This window comes from Flagellimonas oceanensis (assembly GCF_003992595.1).
GTDB classification, from domain to species: Bacteria; Bacteroidota; Bacteroidia; order Flavobacteriales; family Flavobacteriaceae; genus Flagellimonas; species Flagellimonas oceanensis.
The window spans coordinates 54,807-75,516 of the sequence record NZ_RZNA01000040.1 but is presented as its reverse complement, the minus strand read 5'-3'; the positions used below and the strand labels follow the sequence as shown (position 1 = coordinate 75,516).

18 protein-coding genes are annotated in these 20,710 nt (G+C 42.4%); 6 read left to right on the top strand and 12 right to left on the bottom strand.

The features are described 5' to 3' along the window. Positions 1–251: 251 nt before the first annotated feature. The 9 genes from rimK to EO132_RS10005 all read right to left on the bottom strand — a co-directional run bounded on the left by rimK (position 252) and on the right by EO132_RS10005 (position 10,290). Positions 252–1,622 carry a 30S ribosomal protein S6--L-glutamate ligase gene (gene rimK, locus EO132_RS10045; RefSeq protein WP_127137713.1) on the bottom strand — a complete coding sequence of 457 codons (1,371 nt, stop codon included), beginning with the start codon at positions 1,620–1,622 and terminating at the stop codon, positions 252–254. Between the two features lie 13 nt (positions 1,623–1,635). Continuing rightward, positions 1,636–2,421, bottom strand: a complete 786-nt coding sequence (locus tag EO132_RS10040; RefSeq protein WP_127137712.1) for an RMD1 family protein — start codon at positions 2,419–2,421, stop codon at positions 1,636–1,638. Positions 2,422–2,441: 20 nt separating this feature from the next. Beyond that, on the bottom strand, positions 2,442–2,750 hold the full coding sequence (locus EO132_RS10035; protein WP_127137711.1) for a hypothetical protein: 309 nt from the start codon (positions 2,748–2,750) through the stop codon (positions 2,442–2,444). 2 nt (positions 2,751–2,752) lie between these two features. After that, on the bottom strand, positions 2,753–3,727 hold the full coding sequence (locus EO132_RS10030; protein ID WP_127137710.1) for a deoxyhypusine synthase family protein: 975 nt from the start codon (positions 3,725–3,727) through the stop codon (positions 2,753–2,755). A gap of 52 nt (positions 3,728–3,779) precedes the next feature. Beyond that, positions 3,780–4,652 carry an agmatinase gene (gene speB, locus EO132_RS10025; protein WP_127137709.1) on the bottom strand — a complete coding sequence of 291 codons (873 nt, stop codon included), beginning with the start codon at positions 4,650–4,652 and terminating at the stop codon, positions 3,780–3,782. A 20-nt stretch (positions 4,653–4,672) separates the two neighbouring features. Beyond that, the gene (locus tag EO132_RS10020) at positions 4,673–6,127 is read right to left on the bottom strand and encodes an arginine decarboxylase (RefSeq protein WP_127137708.1); all 1,455 of its coding nucleotides are present in this window, start codon (positions 6,125–6,127) and stop codon (positions 4,673–4,675) included. A 464-nt stretch (positions 6,128–6,591) separates the two neighbouring features. Then, positions 6,592–8,793 carry a xanthine dehydrogenase family protein molybdopterin-binding subunit gene (locus tag EO132_RS10015; RefSeq protein WP_127137707.1) on the bottom strand — a complete coding sequence of 734 codons (2,202 nt, stop codon included), beginning with the start codon at positions 8,791–8,793 and terminating at the stop codon, positions 6,592–6,594. Between the two features lie 17 nt (positions 8,794–8,810). Then, positions 8,811–9,266 (bottom strand): (2Fe-2S)-binding protein, encoded by a 456-nt coding sequence (locus EO132_RS10010; RefSeq protein ID WP_127137706.1) that lies wholly within the window; start codon positions 9,264–9,266, stop codon positions 8,811–8,813. 193 nt (positions 9,267–9,459) lie between these two features. Beyond that, positions 9,460–10,290, bottom strand: coding sequence for an endonuclease/exonuclease/phosphatase family protein (locus EO132_RS10005; RefSeq protein ID WP_127137705.1), 831 nt, complete (start codon positions 10,288–10,290; stop codon positions 9,460–9,462). 347 nt (positions 10,291–10,637) lie between these two features. On the opposite strand from EO132_RS10005, the gene EO132_RS10000 reads away from it, so the two are divergent. Both EO132_RS10000 and EO132_RS09995 read left to right on the top strand, forming a co-directional pair. Beyond that, positions 10,638–11,645 carry a transporter family protein gene (locus EO132_RS10000; RefSeq protein WP_205780353.1) on the top strand — a complete coding sequence of 336 codons (1,008 nt, stop codon included), beginning with the start codon at positions 10,638–10,640 and terminating at the stop codon, positions 11,643–11,645. Then, a complete protein-coding gene (locus tag EO132_RS09995; protein WP_127137704.1) occupies positions 11,635–13,176 on the top strand; it encodes a vanadium-dependent haloperoxidase in 1,542 nt (513 codons plus the stop codon). The genes EO132_RS10000 and EO132_RS09995 overlap by 11 nt, the downstream gene beginning before the upstream one ends. Here EO132_RS09995 and EO132_RS09990 read toward each other — a convergent pair whose 3' ends face one another. After that, complete coding sequence (locus tag EO132_RS09990; protein WP_127137703.1) at positions 13,177–13,788, bottom strand: alpha-ketoglutarate-dependent dioxygenase AlkB family protein; 612 nt, start codon at positions 13,786–13,788, stop codon at positions 13,177–13,179. 10 nt (positions 13,789–13,798) lie between these two features. After that, complete coding sequence (locus tag EO132_RS09985) at positions 13,799–14,761, bottom strand: helix-turn-helix transcriptional regulator (protein ID WP_164732330.1); 963 nt, start codon at positions 14,759–14,761, stop codon at positions 13,799–13,801. A 282-nt stretch (positions 14,762–15,043) separates the two neighbouring features. Between EO132_RS09985 and EO132_RS09980 the strand changes: the two genes are divergently transcribed. Next, positions 15,044–15,541: a DinB family protein gene (locus tag EO132_RS09980; RefSeq protein WP_127137701.1), complete on the top strand. Its 498-nt coding sequence runs from the start codon at positions 15,044–15,046 to the stop codon at positions 15,539–15,541. A gap of 339 nt (positions 15,542–15,880) precedes the next feature. Here the strand turns inward: EO132_RS09980 and EO132_RS09970 are convergent, their stop codons facing one another. Then, complete coding sequence (locus tag EO132_RS09970; RefSeq protein ID WP_127137699.1) at positions 15,881–18,895, bottom strand: VPS10 domain-containing protein; 3,015 nt, start codon at positions 18,893–18,895, stop codon at positions 15,881–15,883. A 255-nt stretch (positions 18,896–19,150) separates the two neighbouring features. On the opposite strand from EO132_RS09970, the gene EO132_RS09965 reads away from it, so the two are divergent. The 3 genes from EO132_RS09965 to EO132_RS09955 all read left to right on the top strand — a co-directional run bounded on the left by EO132_RS09965 (position 19,151) and on the right by EO132_RS09955 (position 20,707). Then, positions 19,151–19,528, top strand: a complete 378-nt coding sequence (locus EO132_RS09965) for a DUF7009 family protein (RefSeq protein ID WP_127137698.1) — start codon at positions 19,151–19,153, stop codon at positions 19,526–19,528. Further along, a complete protein-coding gene (mobA, locus tag EO132_RS09960; protein ID WP_127137697.1) occupies positions 19,522–20,109 on the top strand; it encodes a molybdenum cofactor guanylyltransferase in 588 nt (195 codons plus the stop codon). Before EO132_RS09965 ends, mobA begins: the two co-directional genes overlap by 7 nt. An 88-nt stretch (positions 20,110–20,197) precedes the next feature. After that, positions 20,198–20,707, top strand: coding sequence for a DUF2975 domain-containing protein (locus EO132_RS09955; RefSeq protein ID WP_127137696.1), 510 nt, complete (start codon positions 20,198–20,200; stop codon positions 20,705–20,707). The last annotated feature ends 3 nt before the right edge of the window (positions 20,708–20,710 follow it).

The following is a 20,710-nucleotide window of genomic DNA, read 5'->3' as shown; positions in this document are numbered from 1 at the left end:
AACACAAAGTACCTTATAATCACCCCAATCTTATTTTAAGGTTTTTAACGTAAGCAGTTATGCTTTTGTTAACTGAGACAAACATACTATTGTCTTTTGATTTTGAAGGGGTACAATTAACCAATGGGGCTTCTCCGTTTACGGATGCCCGTTTTCAATTTATATTCGTGTTTTTGGAGCCTCGTGTAGGAAAATATATGTGAAAATGTATAATATTCTGAATTTCAACCACTTGAAAACATCCTGTGGGTTTACTGCTTGTATTTCAGCTTTTTCTCGATGGTCTCGATCATTACGTTGGCAATATCCTTTCCAGTTGTATTCTCAATACCCTCCAATCCAGGTGAGGAATTTACTTCCAGAAGCAAAGGACCCTTATTGGAGCGGATCAAATCCACACCTGCTACATCCAAATTGAATACTTTGGCTGATTTGATGGCTAATTTTCGCTCTTCAGGTGTGATTTTTACTTTGGAAGCTGCACCGCCTTGGTGAATGTTTGCCCTAAACTCTCCTTTTTGGGCAGTTCTTTGCATGGAAGCCACTACTTTACCATTGACCACGAAACAGCGGATATCGTGTCCATTGGCCTCTTTGATAAACTCTTGTACCAAAATGTTGGTCTGTACACTTTTAAACGCATTGATCACACTCTCCGCGGCCTTGTTCGTTTCAGCAAGAACCACTCCTTTACCCTGTGTACTTTCGAGCAACTTAATGATCAACGGAGCACCGCTCACCATGCGTATCAAATCCTTGGTATCCATTGGGGATTTTGCAAAACCTGTAGTAGGAATATGAATATCGTTTTTAGAAAATAATTGAGAGGCAAATAGTTTATCGCGAGATCGACCTATGGAATCAGCGGAGTTTAGGCAGTACACACCCAGCGTATCAAACTGACGCAACAATGCACAACCATAAAAAGTAACGGCTGGTTTAATCCTAGGAATCACCGCATCGAACTTGTCCAAAATGTTTCCACCTCGGTATCTAATCTCAGGTGTAGCAGCATCCAGCTTCATGTAAACGTGCTCCACATTCAAGAAAACCACTTTGTGACCACGCATTTCTCCAGCCTCAATGATTCTTTTGTTACTGTAAAGATTCGGGTTACTGGCCAATAGACCAATTCTTAACCCCTTCTTCTCTGTGGTATAGGGCTGATATTTCTTTTCCAGTTCATCATCTGTGATATCGCCTTGGATGAAACTTTGCGATGGATCTACCAAATATCTACCATTGATTGCCTCGCGGCCCAATAGCATACGATATTCCATGGTGTCCCTATTGGCCAGCGTCAGTTCTATTTCAAAAATTTCGCCATTAATATTGACATTGGTCCTAATTACGGGGCGTTCTTCCGAAATACCCTGCGAACTCTTCACATGGCGTACATCCACCAGTTTGGCCTGGCATAAAATGGATATGCTTCTATTGTCTTGAACGGGATTGACCTCGAATCGCACCCATTCTTCCAGCCCTTTGGTAAAAACTTTAATCTTACTGGCTTGAATAGATGATGTTTTTGCTCCGGAATCCACTCTGGCCTTGATGGCCGGAATTCTCATATCATCAAATTGGCACCATTCTTCGCTACCCAATATTTTAAAATCGCTCAAAACAAATATGTATTTAACTGATTAATCGCATAATGAACAAGTCCAAGACCTCGACCAAAATCAAAATAATAATGATCCACTCGAGCCTACTACTCTCCCTATGGTCCATAATAGTCATGAACAGACTGAGGTTTTCCTTGATCACATTGCCTTGTTCCTTTATATTTCGGTACCGCTCCTTTAGATCAAAAATCTGTTTAAGGCCTTTGTCCAATCGGTCGAGCTCCAAATCTTCCCACACTACTTCATGGGAATCAAAAATATATAGGTTTTCAGAAATTTGGTTGTTAATGTTCAACACTTTTGCAATGTGTTTTTTCAACTTCTTCCCTCCTATGTCCAACTTTCCATTCAATTCCAGATAGGTGGTGTGCTGACGGGTTTCCTTCATCGCCTGTTCCGATAGCCCTGCAAAATGATCCAAGGCTACGGATTGCGACAAATGCAATAAGGCCAATCGGATACCCTCCACATTGGATTTTGGCAAAATCACCTTATCCTGATCGATCATCGACTCTTCACGACCGGGCACCAATTCCATTTCCATCGTCTCGGTAATATCCGACTGCCTCCATTCTTCGCAAAATGGTTTGATTTCCATTAAAAGTTGCGTTATCTCCGCTTCGCTATATCCAAAAAAGGAAACAACACCGTATCTGAAAATATAAAGGTAACGTGATGCATCGGAATAAAAAAGTTCATCCCTATCGCCATAAATCAATTCTTTGTTCAAAGCTCTCCGACAGGCAAGTATATTAATGCTTGTTGCCAAGTGAAGGGCCATTGCCTTTGATTCCATTAGTTAAGGTTAGGTGATGTTTATTCTTCTTCGGAGCCTTCCAACTCGCCAGTATCCAAATCGGAGTCTTCGCTATCGTCGTTTTCCGAGTCATCAAAATCCTCCATGGCCATAACAAGACGCTTGCTTACTTTAACCAAATAAGCAGTATCCTCTGTCCTGACCTCTACACACTCGACGACTTCGTTATCGGCATTCCTATAGGTTACAATATCATCATCATCGTAACCATCAGGGAATTTTTCCACAAGAAGGTTGAGCATGTTCTTATCCAACTTTTTGTAATCTACGATTACTCTTTTTAAAACTGTGGTTTGTCCTTTTCTCATGGTTACATGTCTAATAAGTAGGCAAAAATCAAAGGCGCCACAATGGTCGCATCCGACTCTACAATGAATTTGGGTGTATCAATATCCAGTTTGCCCCAAGTGATCTTCTCGTTGGGAACCGCTCCCGAATAGGAACCGTAACTGGTGGTGGAATCACTGATTTGGCAGAAATAACTCCAAAACGGAGTATCGGTCTGCTCCAAATCTTGATACAGCATCGGTACCACGCAGATAGGAAAATCTCCGGCAATACCTCCACCAATCTGAAAAAAGCCAATACCATTTTCCGAGTTTTTAGCGTACCAATCTGCCAAAAAGGTCATGTATTCAATGCCTGACTTTACCGTGCTGGCCTTTAGTTCGCCTTTGATCACATAGCTGGCAAAAATGTTGCCCATGGTGCTATCTTCCCAACCTGGAACTACGATTGGCAGATTTTTCTTTGCCGCAGCGTACATCCACGAGTCTTTAATATCAATTTCATAGTACTGCTCCAATACTCCGGAGAGCAATAGCTTGTACATAAACTCATGTGGAAAATAACGTTCTCCCTTTTCGTCTGCTTCTTTCCAGATGTCGTAAATGTGTTTTTGCAACCTTCTAAAAGCTTCTTCTTCTGGAATACAGGTGTCCGTAACACGGTTTAATCCATTTTCCAACAGGTCCCACTCTTCTTCTGGGGTCAAATCCCGGTAGTTGGGCACTCGTTTGTAGTGCGAATGCGCCACGAGGTTCATTAGATCCTCCTCTAGGTTGGCACCTGTGCAGGAAACAATATGGACCTTATCAGTACGGATGATTTCAGCGAAAATTTTTCCAAGTTCGGCTGTACTCATCGCTCCGGCCAGGGAAACCAACATTTTAGAACCTTTGTTCAGTTGGTCTTCATAGCCTTTAGCGGCATCCACTAGGGCCGCAGAGTTAAAGTGCAAAAAGTATTTTTGTATGAATTGTGATATTTCTCCTTTGTTACTCATTGTAATTAATATGTTTTTGGAATTTTTGAAGTAGCTGTGTTTGCTTCAAGCTTTATTCCACGAAATCGTTATTATCTGAAAATTTATAGCTCAACATTTTGTAGTAGAGCTTTGCTGCCAAGAAATCGGAGGACCTATCAATATCGTTCGGACATAGCTCCACAATATCAAACCCTACAACGTTCTTTTCTTTAAAGACCCTACGTAAAAAATCCAAGGTCTCGTACCAGAACAAACCTCCTGGCTCTGGTGTTCCCGTTGATGGCAAAATAGAAGGGTCAAAAGCATCCAAATCAAAAGTGATGTAAACATTGTCCGTCATCAAATCCAAGGCGGAATCCATCCAAAAATCATCGGATATCATCTCATGGGCAAAAAATACTTGATCCTTGTCCATTACCAATGTTTCGGTATAATCCATACTGCGAATGCCCACTTGAACCAAGTTGGTGGTCTCGTTGGCCTCGTACAATGCACAGGCATGATTGTATTTAGTACCTTCATATTCCTTGCGCAAATCGGCATGTGCATCAATTTGAAGCACGGTAAGGTCTTCAAAACACTCGTTAAAAGCTCTAATGGCACCAATGGAAATGGAATGTTCCCCACCGACCATGGTCACCAACTTGTTTCGGTTGATGTATTCTTTCACGGCCTTGTGAACCGATTCCACCATAGCATCCGGTGTATCAAAGCCATCAAGTGTCTCTGCCAAATACACTCCCTGCTTATAGACTTCACTATCGGTTTCAATATCATAGACCTCCATATTTTCTGAGGCCTCCAAGAAGGCTTCCGGACCTTTGTCCGCTCCTTTTCCCCAAGTACTGGTACCATCATAAGGAACTGGCAACAATACCACTTTTGCCTTTTCGGGCGAGCCGTATTCCTTTGGAATACCAGCGTATGTTCTTTCGGTTTTCATTTTTTTAAATACTTTCTTTTTCAGTTATTGCTAGGTACGGGCAAATCGTTGGCCTCCACCAAAACATCGGCAGATTTTTTGTTGGCATAGCCGAGTATGGAAAGAAACTCTCCAGCGGTTTGCTGCTCGGCAAAAACACGCGTTTTGACATTCCCCTTCTCATCCTTATCAATAAGAATATGTTGGGGATTGGGAATTAAACAATGCTGCAATCCACCAAAACCACCAATGGTTTCCTGGTAAGCTCCCGTATTGAAGAATCCAATGTACAAAGGCTTGTCCTTTCGATATTTGGGCAAATAAATGGCGTTCATGTGCTGCTCCGAATTGTAATAATCATCGCTATCACAGGTAAGCCCGCCCAGTAAAACGCGTTCGTACTCATCGTTCCATCGGTTGATGGCCAACATGATGAATCGCTTGCTAATGGCCCAAGAATCTGGCATAGTGGTAATGAAAGATGAGTTGATCATATTCCACTTTTCACGGTCGTTCTGTTGTTTTTGATACAGCACTTCGTAGATGTTTCCTCCACTTTCCCCTACTGTGAAGCTTCCGAATTCTGTAAAGATATTGGGTACTGCCACACCAGCTTCGTCGCATGCCTGACCTATTTGATGAATGATCTCGTCCACCATGTACTCGTAATCATACTCAAAGGCCAAGGAGTTTTTAATAGGGAAACCGCCTCCAATGTTAAGGCTATCCAAGGTTGGACATACCTTTTTGAGGTTGATGTACACTTTTAAACACTTCAAAAGCTCGTTCCAATAGTAGGCCGTATCCCTAATTCCTGTATTGATGAAGAAATGAAGCATCTTCAACTGTACTTGGGTGTTGGGTTTTATGGACTGATTGTAAAACGGAACAATGTTTTTGTACCCAATACCCAATCTAGAGGTATAAAACTCAAATTTGGGTTCTTCTTCGGAAGCAATTCGGATTCCAATTTGGAATTTGCCCTCAATCGCTTCGCCCAACAGGTTAATTTCCTCATAATTATCGATAATAGGGATGCAATTGCGATGCCCGCCATTGATCAATCCAGCTATGTTTTGAATGTATTGGTCGCGTTTAAAGCCATTGCAAATGACATAGGTGTCTTTTGTGATCTTACCTGCATTCTTTAAATGCTCCACAATATTGATATCAAAAGCCGAAGAGGTTTCGATATGGATATCATTCTTCAATGCCTCGTTCAGTACATGCTCAAAATGAGAGCTTTTGGTACAGTAACAATAGTGGTATTTCCCAGCGTATTTGTGTTTCTCAATAGCAGAGTTGAACCAGCCTTTCGCCCTCTGAATGTTATCAGATATTTTGGGCAAATAGGTAAACTTTAAGGGGGTACCGTAGCGTTGCACCAAATCATTAAGGTCTATGCCATGGAACTGAAGTTTGTTATCATTTAATTGAAATTCCTCTTGGGGAAAATCATAGGTCTGCTCGATTAAATCGATGTATTTTGTTTTCATTTGAATTTCGTAATTGTATTGTAAAATAATAAGATAAATAGACGTTTGAAAATCAAAATCTATCAGATACGAAATTCGAATACGGTATAAGGTACAAAGTAAGGAGTCCGTGAAAAATCACGGTTAAAATGATGTAGTTCTTCGAAAGTCAGCCCGTATATTCGGTGTCTTAATCTTAAGACGGCTTTTTGGGTAGACTTTCTTATCCCCAAAAGCCCGAACATGAAAAAAGTCTTCAAAGCTTGTAGGCAATGCGTCCTAATTGGATGGACTCATTTATGGGGCAAACATAAATAAAAATCCAATACTGCAACTTTTTTTACAAAAAATTTTATTTAAAATAACTTTTTGATTATCAGTTTATTATCGTCAAAAATCAAAAAAAACAATATACCCCAATAAAAACTGGCCAGTAAAAAACAGCTACTGACCAGTTCAAATTTTCATATTTTAATCCATCATGATCAGCCTACCAATGGTGGCTTATCATTAATGAAAGGTTGTTTGTAAAAACGTCTTCCTGTTGCCTTGTACAATGCATTGGACAATGCTGCAATGGCAGGTGGTAAAGAAGGTTCTCCCAAACCTGTTGGATCTATGCCATTATCCACAAAGTGCACTTCAATGTTTTTTGGTGCTTCGGAATGACGGATGAGACGATAGGTATCAAAATTGGATTGTTGTGGCTTACCATCTTCAAAAGACATGGCACTATAAGTGGAGTGACCAATGCCATCAATCATACCTCCTTCTATCTGGTTTTTGGCGGCTAATGGGTTGATGACAATCCCGCAATCCACCGCACAGATGATGTTATCCACTCTTGGCATATCGCCACCATCTTCCAATTCAATTACTTGGGCCACGTAGGAGTTATGACAGTAGTACGCAGCTACGCCCCGTGCCTTGCCGGTTTCCGCACCCCAATTGGCCTTTTCTTTGACCAATTTAAGCACTCCCGCATAACGTTCCGGGTCGTAATCGTTCTGCTCTGGGTCACCTACTGGGTTGTTGATAGCTCTATCAAAAAGCTCTAAACGGAATTCCAATGGGTCCTTTCCTGCAGCTTCCGCCACCTCATCCATAAAAGCCTGCTCTGCTCCCGCGACAAAATTAGATCTCGGGGCTCTCCATGCTCCCGTGGTCACATTGGTTTGTAAGCTATGCTTTTCTGCCAAATAATTGTCCACGGCTCCTGCTGGGAAACGGTTTTCAAAAATCAAATCATCATTGGTACCCGCACCTCTTACATGCCAAGCGATCAGGTTACCGTTTTCATCCAATCCTGCTTTGTATTTTACTTTGTATGAGGGTCGGTATGTACCTTGTGTCATGTCATCTTCCCTAGAATACACCAGTTTGATGGGTGCATTCATTTTTTGGGAAATCACTGCTGCTTCTATTACAAATGGTCCATAAAGTCGGCGACCGAAACCACCTCCCATACGGGTCATCATAATGTCTATTTTTTCCAATGGCATACCCAATCGGGCCGCTACAGTTTTTTCGGCAAATTCCGGTGTTTGTATAGGCCCCAGCAATTCTGCTTTTTCGGGCGTTACATGCGCGAAAAAGTTCATGGGCTCCATGGTATTGTGTGCCAGATAGGGCGCTGAATACGTACTTTCCACAATTTTTGCGGCTTTCGCAAAAGCTGCATCTACATCACCATCTTTTCTTGCAGGGGTTTCCGATGGAGTTTCCAACAGTTCCGCTAATGCCTCTTCGTGGTATGATGTACTTTCGGCGGTGGAATCTTGTTCCCACTCAACCTCAAGTGATTTTTTTGCCTGCATGCATTCCCAAGTACTATTCCCGACAATAGCTACAAGCTCGGGAATACCCCCTTGATCGGACCATTGTTTCTCGATACCTTCGGGATATACTTCAAAATGGAACACATCCTTGATACCTGGCATGGATTTAACCGCATCCGCGTTCATTCCTTTGTATTTCATTCCAAAAGCCGGTGGATGTACAATCATGGCCGTTAGCATGCCTTCTTTATAGACATCCAGACCAAATAATGGTTTTCCTGTCACTATTTCCTTACCATCCACGTTCTTCTTGTCCGTACCGATAATGGAAAAGTTACCATTGTCCTTTAACTGTACCTCTTCAGGCACTTCAATACTGGTAGCGGCAGAGGCCATTTCTCCATAACCTGCGGAATTTCCACTTGCTTCGTGGGTCAGAACCCCGTCTTTAGTGGTAATTTCATCTGCAGGAACGCCCCAAGCTTGGGCTGCGGCATCTTTTAACATATGTCTGGCCGTGGCTCCCGCCATTCGTAGACTTTCCCATCCTTGTCGGATAGACTGGCTACCACCCGCCAATTGGCGCGTAAATATATCCGTGTTGAGTGGAGCCTGCTCCACCATCACATTTTTCCAAGCCACGTCGAGCTCTTCGGCCACGATCATGGGCATGGATGTTTTTACGTTCTGTCCTATTTCGGGATTGGGTGACATGATGGTCACCATACCATTGTCCCCTACTTTAAGGAAACCGTTTAGTTCAAACCACTCCTTGGGCAGGCTGTTTACCTGCTCCGGGGTCATTTTACATGAAGCCAACCAGCTAAACCCGATAACAAGTCCACCACTAGCCAAGCCTGTATTCCGAATAAAGGCACGTCGTCCTATTTTTGTCTTTACAAGTGTCATGATACTAGTTTTATGGGTTATGATTTAGCCGCCAATTTCACGGCTTTTTTGATTCTTGTGTACGTTCCACAACGGCAGATGTTGCCGTTCATGGCCATTTCAATTTCTTCGTCTGTTGGGTTTGGGTTTTTCTCCAATAGTGCAGAGGCGGTCATAATTTGACCTGCTTGGCAATACCCACATTGGGGCACGTCCACTTCCAACCACGCTTTTTGTACAGGGTGGTCGCCTTCTTCAGATAAGCCTTCGATGGTCGTGATTTCGGAATTTCCTACGGAAGAAACGGTTAGCATGCAAGCTCTGGTCGCCGTGCCATCCAAATGAATGGTGCAAGCCCCGCATTGCGCGATTCCACATCCGTATTTGGTTCCAACTAAATTTAAGTGATCTCGTAAAACCCAGAGCATTGGAGTGGATGGGTCCACGTCAACCTCTTGTTTTGTTCCGTTGATGTTAAGTGTAAAAGTTGCCATAATGTTGATTAATTCCTTTGAAGTTAAAGATTTCTGACAACAATTTGGACAGTTCCTCAAAACATCATGTTAAAATTAACATTGTTTTTAGGTTTTTTGAACTTACTTAAAATGAGTATAAATAACACGCTTGAATTACACGCTTCTTCAAAAAAAAAAGAATAAAAAACGTTTGAAATCCTTTAGACCAGCTTCAATAGGTTAATCGTGCGAAAACAGGTAAATGGTCCGAAGGGTATCGCGTATCCTTGGAGTCGCTCAAAATGGCGCTTTTGAGCACTTCAAACTCATCAGAAACAAATATGTAATCGATTCTTCGTTCTACAGGTTCGTTGAATTCAAAGCCGTTAAAGGTCCCTTCCGGGCCAAAGGCATTTTTGCCAGCAGCAATGTGTGTATCCGCCATTTCCGTCAATATCACTTGTACGCCGGGACTATCACTTTCCAGATTGAAATCGCCAGTGACCACAACGGGGTAATCCTCGGTGTTCAATTCCTTGATTTTTTCAAGGATGAGTTTGGAACTTTCCGTTCTCGCTTTCACACCAACATGGTCAAAATGGGTATTGAACAGCATAAACTTTTTGCCATCCCTTTTGTTTTGAAAAATCCCGTAGGTACAGGTTCGTGGCAAAGCGGCATCCCATCCTTTGGATGGTTTTTCCGGCGTAAGGGATAGCCAAAACGTAGCTTCTTCAAGTAGCTCAACCCTTTCTGTATTGTAGAAAATGGCAGTATGCTCGCCTCTTTCATCACCATAATCACGGCCAACTCCAAAATAGGCGTAGTCTTCCAGCCCTTTATCCATTTCTTTGACCTGATGAATCAAGCCTTCTTGAATTCCAAACACATCCGGATTATAAAAGTTAAGCTGGGAAATCAAAAAATCCTTCCGGTTGTCCCAGTTATTGGGAGCATCGTCCGGATTATCGTAACGGATATTATAGGAAATGATGTCTATCGTTTGTCCTTGGACATTTAATAATGTCCCTAGAGTCAAAAGAAAAAAGAAAATGTTTTTCATTGTGGTGTACGCTGTAAATCTATTGAAAGACCAATTGGCCATTTTTATTCAGACTGCAAACTATTCAATTTTTGGGGTATCAAGGTTATGATACCATTATTTTCTTTCCTCCAGATTTTCCTTTCCCGATGAATATTTTACCCAAAAACATGACAATGCTCATAAAACCATCAAAGGGATTTGGGATTTATTAACTCAAATTAACCAATCCACAATCATTTTACCTTTTCCCTAATCCTTATTGACAATTCCTTAGTCCCACACCTTGCCACCTCACTCTATTTTAGCCATACAATCAATCAATAAAATATTAACCAACTGATAATCAGTTTATTCAAACTCAATTTATGGTAGTAAAAAAACACCTTTATCCACTACATCTATTTCTTTCGAAAAAGATTGGATGGGTCTCGGCACTCTTTGGAGTGTTGATGTTTCTTGTTCCGACAGAGCCCATTCATTCCCAAACTCCTTCCGATGCCCTTATGATGCCCTCCAAGAACATTTGCGTTCTTTTTTCTTACGATATGGGCACTTTTGACCGATATTGGGAAGGGTCGTACCTAAGATCCAATGAAACCATCGCCACTGTGGACCGAAATACCGTACTTCCCATGGCGGCCATTGGTATTCTGGACAATCTTAATTTTTATGTGAGCCTACCTTATGTAAAAACCGAATCTTCAGAACCTAACGGAGGTAAGTTTGCTGGAGCCAGAGGGTTTCAGGATATTGGCTTTGCCTTAAAATACAGACCCATTCGAAAAGAATTGGGACCTGGCCGAATTTCATTTTTGGGAACGGCAGGATTTTCCACACCGTTTACCAATTACCTTTCCGATTACAGACCTTACAGTATTGGTGCCGGAGCTCCCGAGTTTTCCTTGCGTGCCATTGGTCAGTATGAGTTGAACAACCAATTCTACTTTAGGGCATCCGTTGCACATCTTTGGCGGGGCTACACAGAGGCAGAACGAGACTATTACTACAACAACGGTAGTTATTACACCGCTTGGATGGATGTTCCCAATGCTTGGACCTACGAAGCCATTATTGGTAAATGGCTTTTTGACACCTCTTTGAAACTGGAATTGAGTTATACAGACCTTACCTCAACCAGTGGAGACGACATACGGGCATATAATGCTGCACAGCCCACCAACAAAGTTGAATTTGACAGGATAGGGTTTTCCGCACAATACTTTTTTAAATCCATCAAAGGTTTGGGAGTTGTAGCCTACCATAACCGGGTGGTCAACGGAAGAAACGTACCTAAATTCAGCAATACGGGATTTGGACTGACTTATCAATTCAATGTAATCAAGAAACAAACTGAAATTACCGATGAGCAATAAAATATACACACTGTTTATGGCCTTGGGCCTTATACTTTTGACTTCTTGCGAGAAAGACACACCGCAGTACATTCCCTACGAAGGGTATGCCTACTCCGAACTTGACGTAGATGGCGGGGATTGGGTTCCCGTGCTTGAGGAATCCGGTGCCTCCATAGAAATACCGGTTCCCGAAGCTATCGATTCCGAAAGCTATCAGAATGAATTGGAAGAGGTAAAAGAAGCCATGGCCAACATGACTTCCAACCAAAAAAGCGCCATAAAATACTGGACCAACAATCCAGCTATCCGCTGGAACGAGATTGCATTGGAACTCATTGCCAAGTACAATCTGATCCCTGGTCCTAATGCTGATGGCACTTACACCTTGCCCAATCCTAACAATCCAGAGGGGCCACCTGCCTTTCCTTTTGCACACCCTCCTTATGCCTGTAGGGCATTGGCCTATATGTCCGTAGCCCAGTTTGATGGACTCATTTCCGCCTGGCACCATAAATACGAATACAATAGAGCTGCTCCTTTTGCTGTGGATGAAAGTATTGAATACGCTTACGAGGAAAACGACATGCCTTCTTATCCTTCGGATGGAGCGGTAATTGCCAGGGCATCCAAAAATATTCTGACGGCTATGTTCCCGCTTGAAGCTCAATATCTTCAGCAAATGGAAGACGAGCATTTGGAAAGCCTATTACTTTCAGGGGGCAACGTTATGAGTGACATTACCGCAGGAACAACAATTGGAGATGCGGTTTCCGAAACGGCATTGACAAGGGCTTCCAGCGATGGTATGAAGGATGCGCAAACACCAAAGGCCGTTTCCGACTCCATAAAACAAGCCGCTTACGATAGATTTGGATGGGCTTGGGACAATTTAGAGATTCCAGAACGTCCCGTGGGTCTTACTCCGCTCTTTAGCCAAGTGACCATGTGGAGTATTGATGATGTAGAAAGTGTTAGGCCGATTGCTCCTCCTGAATTGGACTCCCAAGAATTATTGGACGATGTGGAACTATTGAAGGACTATGCCAAAAACATGACGGAAGAACATCGAAGAATCGCCAATTTTTGGCAAGATGGCCTAGGAACTTACACCCCTCCAGGCCATTGGAACCGTATCGCCAATGAATTGATGGTGGAGAAAAAATTGAACCCACTGCAAACAACACGGACCTTGGCCTACATGAATATGGCCATCATGGATTCGGGCATTAGTTGTTGGGATGCCAAATACTATTATCATTACCCAAGACCCATACAATTGATTGAAGGGTTTGAAACCATTGCGGGAACACCGAATTTCCCGAGTTATACCTCTGGGCATAGTGTTTTCTCCGCTGCAGCATCCGAAGTGTTGGCCTATGTTTTTCCTGAAGAAGCCGAACAAATGAGGGCATGGGCAGAGGAAGCCGCAATCTCCCGAGTATATGGCGGAATCCATTGGAGTTTTGATGCCACAGTGGGCACGGACCAAGGGAGGGAAGTCGCTCAATATACCATTGATAGGGCAAAAGCAGACGGAGCAGACCAGTAACTAAGCACCGACTATTGTTCTAAAAGTAAGGTTGATTCTCGGTGTCTTTACCAACTTTGTTGGTGGTAGGCGGTGGAGCCAATGTGATTGGGTACTCCCTTTCATTACCAAAAGGCTTCCATGGTCGAGGGTCAGCCCTACCTTTTCTTTGGATTCCTTGTGCTTGAAGGCGAATTTTCGCTCTGCTCCGAAACTCAGGGAGGCAATGGCTCCATTTTTCTTCAGGTCTTTCTCTGCATCGCTGTGCCATGCCATACCTTCTTCCCCTGAGTGATACAAATTCAGTAAGCACGAATTGTAGGTCTCCTTCGTGAGCTTTTCGACAAGCGCCTTAAGCTTCAATAATTCCGTAGTCCAGGGCAAAGCCTTTTTTGTACTGTTGGAGTAGGTATATTCAAAAGGTTGATTTCCATACCATGCTACTTTTCGCTTGGTCTCTATCCGTTTGCCGTAGATTTGGACAACATCTTTCTTCCAAGCAATGGTTTCCAATAATTGTTCAAAGTATCGATTGGCTTCTTCATGATTCAAAATAGGGCCATGATAATGGACAACACCATCCTTGGGCAACCAGTTCTTTTCAGGGTCAATCTGTTCGGTAAATAAATCCACTTCTTTAAAATTAGGCGGTCAACATTTCTTGGCTCTTCTTCAGAATGTCAGACACTCTTTCTCTTAATGCTTCGGGTTCAATGATAGTTGCATAATCTCCGAACATGAGATACCATCTGGCAAATCCGTTCTTCATATCCGTGGTCATAAAAGTCATTTCCACCTGTTCGCCCTTTACCTCTTCTGAAATAAAACCATAATATTTTCTTCCGGCTTGTATGTATTTGGCCACTGATTTTTCCACTAATATCCGCACTCTTGTTTTCGCTACCTCTTCTCGTTTTTTGCGATGTTCTTCGATGGTTCCGTGTTCCAATAAAAAATCCAGTGATGTTCTTGCGATCTTGTGGATTCTATCCGTTCGGAAATGTCTATAATCCGTCCGCAAATGGCAGTAGCCCAATATGTACCAGAATCCGTTTTCATGAAAAAGTCCAACAGGTTCTATTCTCCGTTCCGATGGCGTTTCTTCCCTAAGTGATTCATATTTTAAAAATACCTGCTTCCGTTCTGCAATGCTCTCAAACAGAATTTCAAGGGCATTGGGCACCTTTTCATTGAACAAAACCTGACCTGGCACTATGGATACTTGTGACTCTAAAGCTTCCACCCAATCCTTCTCTTTTCCGAGCAAGACCGATTTAAGTTTAAACATGGCCGACTCATGATAAGCTCCGAGGGATTTATCGGTAAACTTTTGCATGAGCTTTTCCGCGGCAACAAAACTTCCCGCTTCTTCGCGGGTAAACATCACGGGAGGCAATCGATAGCCTTCCATAATGGTATATCCCACACCTGCTTCACTCACAATGGGCACACCCGAAGCCTCCAAAGTCCGAATGTCCCTATAAATGGTGCGCAGGCTCACATCAAAGCGGTCTGCCAATTCCTGTGCCTTTACAATCCGTTTGGACTGCAACTGAATTAAAATGGCCACTATCCTATCAAAACGTTTTGCGGTATCCATTCCCATAATTGTGTGAGCTATCTCCCAAAGATAGGATTTCAACCCAAGGATAGGAGATCTTTTCTTGCTCATCTTGATTCGATTATAAATTGATTAGGTTCTACTTTCAAGAGTCTCGACTACACTCGACCTGACATCTTGCTGATTTTTCAAAGCTATGCTTGCCGAGTGACAACAGCTTGTCAAGAACTTTTTTTTCAAGCGCTTTTTTTCTACTGACAAAGGGCTGTCACACCCCTTCGATAATTTTGATTTCAGAAACAATAAACCTTTAAAAAACAAAGCATCATGGAAAACACCATTAATGAACAGACAACGCACCAAGTAATCACTCCTGAGCAATTTTTGGAACATTATCAAGGCCATAGGAGGCTAACACGAAAAGTTATTGAAGCTTTTCCCGAAAAAGAGTTCTTTAATTACAGTGTTGGTGGCATGCGCCCTTTTTCCGAGATGGTAAAGGAACTTTTTGCCATTGCTGTTCCCGGACTTACCGAAATTGTATCTGAAAACACCAGTGAATTTGACGAACACAGGGATTATGGCACCACCAAGGCTGAATTTTTGCAAAAATGGGACCAAGACACAGATGAAATCAACACGCTATGGAAACAAATCAGTGTTGAACGGTTTCAGGAAGTCATAAAGCTTTTTGGTCAGTATGAAGGTACCGTACTATCCAATTTGCAGTATTTTGTGGATAACGAGATTCACCATCGCGGACAAGGCTATGTTTATTTGAGGGCCTTGGATATTGAGCCTCCATTTTTTTATGACCGTAGCTAAGTGATGATGACCGTTCATGTATTTAAAACATCTGTAAAACGAAAAGGCGAGGTAAAAAAACTTCGCCCTTCGTTGAACAAATTGGTTGATAGCAATGGTTGTTGGAATTTTGACCTTGAAGATTGCGACAACATCCTTCGGGTTGAAACCCAAAGCCTGAATGCACCGATAATTTCTTCGCTACTTCGGAACAAAGGTTTCCATTGCGAGGAACTGCATTGATTTTCGGAAAAGTCCACAAATCGATGCCTTTTGAATTTTGTCAGGTTGAGCGCAGTCGAAACCTATTGATTACCACTAATCATTAAGTCCTCGACTGCCCTCGAATTGACATGGTTTTTATAAGTTGGCTTTTTGCTTGAGCTCGTTGAATTGGGCCAACAGTTCTTCATAACTGTCTTTTTCCTCTTGACCGGGTTCTTTGTCGGCGCCGCTTACAATATAGTACAGATAAGATATTTGGGATACCATTACCACTTCTGGATAGGCCCCATCAGCATTTTTCAGCTCCTTCAAAATATCTTTGTAATGCTTGATTTTCGCCTCCCCTACTTTTGATTTTTCAAGCTCCTTGATTTTATCTTCCACTTTGTCCTGAAGCATTTTGGCTTCCGACAATAGGTCTATGACTTTAAACTGAAGTTCCTGTTGTGCTTTCATATCCGCCAAAGAAACCCCATCATCTTCAAGTTTTGGGTCCATGAGAACTTTGAAGGGTTTCTCAAAAGTCTGATTCCCTACGGTCAGTTTTGCAGTATAATTCCCGGGAAGCACCATGGGGCCGTTTTTGAATCGCCTTCTTTTGTTTTTGTCCCATGCTCCTTTTTGCTGAAGGTTCCATTCAAATCGATGTAATCCTTTTTTGGTCTCCAGCTTTTTGTCCATGTAAACGAATGTCATACTAAGGCTCATATCATCAACCGTTTCAGTGGTGGATTTCAATTTTGTGGAATCGCTCACAACAGTTGCAACTTCCTTCCCTTGGGGATCCAAAATCTGAAGACTTATACCTTCTTTAGTATCGGATGGCAAATAGTAATCAATAATCACACTGGTGGATGGGTATTCCGGGAAACGTCCTCCACCCCATGGGGTTTGATACCTATATGTGTCGTCGGGCTTGAACAGAACCGGTGTTTCCCCCAATTCGGTAATATTTTCATCTTGAAGCGTGGTAACCTTGTCCAAAATCCAGAAACCACGACCCATGGTACTTAAAATCAAATCTCCTCGAAACAAAGTAATATCCGTAATCGGCGTTACCGGAAGATTTTGTTGGAACTCTTTCCAAGTTCCACCATCATCGAACGACACGAACATGCCAAACTCGGTACCGGCATACAACAAGCCTTCGCGAACTGGGTCCTCCCGTAGCACCCTTGTGGTATAGTCTGATGGTATTCCGTTGGATTCGGTACTTATCAATTCCCAACTATCCCCATAATCATCAGTTTTATACAGATATGGTGTGGTATCGCCCAACAGATGACGGTCTACTGCAACATATGCCTTGGCAGGATTGAACTGTGACGGTTCTATGGACTCAACCCTTCCTCCTTTCGGCAATTTTTTGGGCGTAACATCCTCCCATGTTTCACCGCCATCTTTGGTCACGGAAATTACCCCATCATTGGAACCTGTCCATATCACACCTTTACTTATTTTGGATTCCCTGATGGAATACAGCGTGCTGTAATATTCTTCTCCCGTAATATCGCGAGTAATCGGGTTTCCTGATATGACTTGCTTGTCAGGCTCATTCGCCGTCAAGTCTGGGGAAATAGTCTCCCAATTTTTACCACCGTTGCTGGTAATGTGCAAGAACTGAGACCCCATGTAGACCACTTCAGGGTCAAATGGGGACACATGGATGGGTGCAACACGTTGGAATCTATATTTTAAATCCTTGGGGTTGTGTCCGTATATATTGGATGCGCCAATGGAGTATTCACGGCTTTGTCCTGTTTTTTTGCTGTACACGCTGAAGCGTCCCTTGCAGTTGTTGTAAACAATGTAATGGTTGCCGGGCATTGGGATTACAGGTCCTGTTTCACATCCTCCAACACTCATCATTTCACTACCGCTTGCAGGGGATGATGCTTTGGGGGCCATACTTGGGATAGCCAACGTGGAATTATCCTGTTGTGCCCCATACACCCAATATGGATATTGGTCATCCACCGCAACTTGATAGATTTCAGCCGTGGGCTGATTGTATTGTGTGGACCATGTTTTACCACCGTTATGGGAAACATTGGCTCCTCCATCGTTACACTGAATCAATAAATCCGGGTTGTCTGGATTGAGCCATATATCGTGGTTATCTCCGTGTGGTACGCTCATCCGTTTCCATGTTTTTCCTCCATCAGTGGATTTTATCAAAGGATTGGCATTGGAATACACAATATCTGGATTGGTCGGGTCCAATTCAATGTTGGTATAGTAAAATGGCCGGTTTACCAATCTTACATCATCGGAAACATGAGTGAATGACTTACCTTGATCTTCAGATTTATACAATCCCCTATCCTTGCCTGGGGCTTCCACAACCGCATACAATATTTTGGAATCCACTGGGGAAACTGCTAGATCAATCTTTCCAATCAATCCTTCGGGGAGACCGTTTTCCAATTTCTCCCAATCTTTTCCACCATTTATGGATTTGTAGATGCCTCCTTCGCTGTTTTTTCCTCCTGAATCAATGGTCCATGGTGTCCTACGTGCTTTCCAAGCGGCAGCATATACCACATTGGGATTCCCTGGCAGCAATTCCAGGTCGGCAAACCCCGTTTCTTCGGAAACATACAGGACTTTCTCCCAAGTTTTTCCTCCATCAGTGGTTTTGAAGATGCCTCGTTCCTTGTTGGGTTTAAACGTGTTTCCTATGGCCGCTACCCAAGCAATATTACTGTTCGTGGGGTCTATTTCCACGGCTCCAATTTGACCTGCATTTTCCAATCCGATATGTTCCCAGGTTTTACCGGCATCTATAGATTTGTATACCCCTTTTCCTGAGATAATGTTACTACGGATTCCATCGGAGCCCGTCCCAACGTATACTATGTTAGGGTCGTTGGCCGCAATTTCGATGGCTCCGATGGATGGCGTTTTAAAGAATCCATCGGAAACATTGTTCCAAGTGGTTCCATAATCATCGGTTTTCCAGACGCCTGCACCAGATGCTCCAAAATAAAAAGTTCCGGGCAACATGGCAGTTCCAGTTACAGTGGTTACCCTACCTCCCCGGGAGGGGCCAATGGTTCTGTACTGTAATGCTTCAAAGTCCTGGGCCAAAGTGGCACAGGTAACTAAAAATGTAAAAAGGAAATAAAAAGAACGTTGCTTAAAGGTCATGAGTTAGTTAAATAGTTGGTTTCTCCTCAAATCTACTAAATCCCCAGCCAATCTGATATGGCCCATCAATGGTTTTATAAGCTTTTCGATTGATACCATTGGAAATTATGAATTTCGTAATCCATCAAATGTATTAAAATGATGACTCAATCATGGGTTCCTTAATGTTCAATCCATATATTACCATTATGACCCTCATGATGTTTTTCTTCAGGGCAAGAAAACCATCGGAATTGAGTAAATTGACCAAAAAACATGAAAATACGAATCAAAGGCAATTCCATACGGTATAGATTGACCAGAACAGAGGTAGAGACCTTTTGTAGAACAGGCGCTTATAAAGAGACTACGGATTTTGGCCATAGCATGTTTACCTACGTGCTCAAAGCAAAGAAAGGCATTGATGCTTTGGAGGCTTCCTTTGAGGAAAACACCATCACACTATTCCTAAGTGACAAGAAACTATCAGAATGGGCTACATCGGATAGGATTGGCTTTAGTAACACTTTGGATTTGCCCAATGGAAAGCAACTTTCACTGCTGTTGGAAAAGGATTTTGCTTGTTTGGACAATACCATCGAAGACCAATCCGACAATTACCCCAACCCAAAAAGCGGTACCAGTGCATGTTGACCCCTGCAAACATAACGGGCATTGTCCTTGCAGGGGGAAAAAGCACTCGAATGGGCACGGACAAAGCATTTTTGGAACTTAATGGTAAACCGTTCATTACCCATATTCTGGAAACAGTCCAACGATGTACAGAAGATGTTTTTGTGGTGTCCACCAACCAGAAATTAGATGAGCTGGGTCTCACAAGATTTCCCGATTCGGTTCCCGGGCTTGGTCCCGTTGGGGGTATCCACACCGCTCTGTTACATTCCAAAACCGAGTTCAACCTTGTTGTTGCATGCGATACGCCATTTTTGAATCAGGATACCATACATTGTTTGATTGAAGGCATCGGTGAGGAACATGATGCTTTTATCGTTCAGTGCGAAGGCGTACAAATGCCATTGATTGGTATTTACCGAAAAAGCAGCCACCCCTTTTTCACTCAAGCCATTGATGAAAAAAGACTAGGCCTACAAAAGCTGCTGGCCAAACTACAGACAAAAATCATTGAATTGCCCAAATCCCACGCCAAATTCGTGATGAACATCAATACTCCATCAGACCTCAACGCCATTGAAGACCTTGATGGGCAAAGCTAAGAATCCCACAAAATTCAATAAAAAGATATTTTATTATTGTTTTACAATAATTTATTATATATTTGCAGAAATATTCATCATCTGACCAATGAAAAAAACAAGAGTAATATCTAAACTATTGTATGCAGTTACCAGAAGTATTTCTTGGATCTACTTGGTAGTTGCACTGTACGGTGCTTTCTCGTGGATTACAAAAACCAATATTCAAATTGAGGAGACCAGAGCTGTGATCAACTATCCTTTTACCGATGTTTCTTTTTTAATATTGGACGACAACTGGCCGTATTTTCTATTTGCTTTTTTGCTACCTGTTTTATCTTATACTTTCTTTTTTTGGCTGCTTTCCAATGTGTTTAAAGTGTTCTACCAGGAAAAGCTTTTTACCCAACCCAATATTGCACATTTAAAGCGGTTTTATTTAGCAAATTTGATTTTTCCCATAGTGCTTGTCGCCTTTTCTTCATTCTTTATCGAGATTGACAATGGAATATTCATCATTGTAGCGTTACACCTTGTTCTGGGGGTTTTTATCTTCATTATTTCAGAAATTTTCAATCAAGGGCTGTCATTACAGAACGAACAAGACCTATATATTTAAATT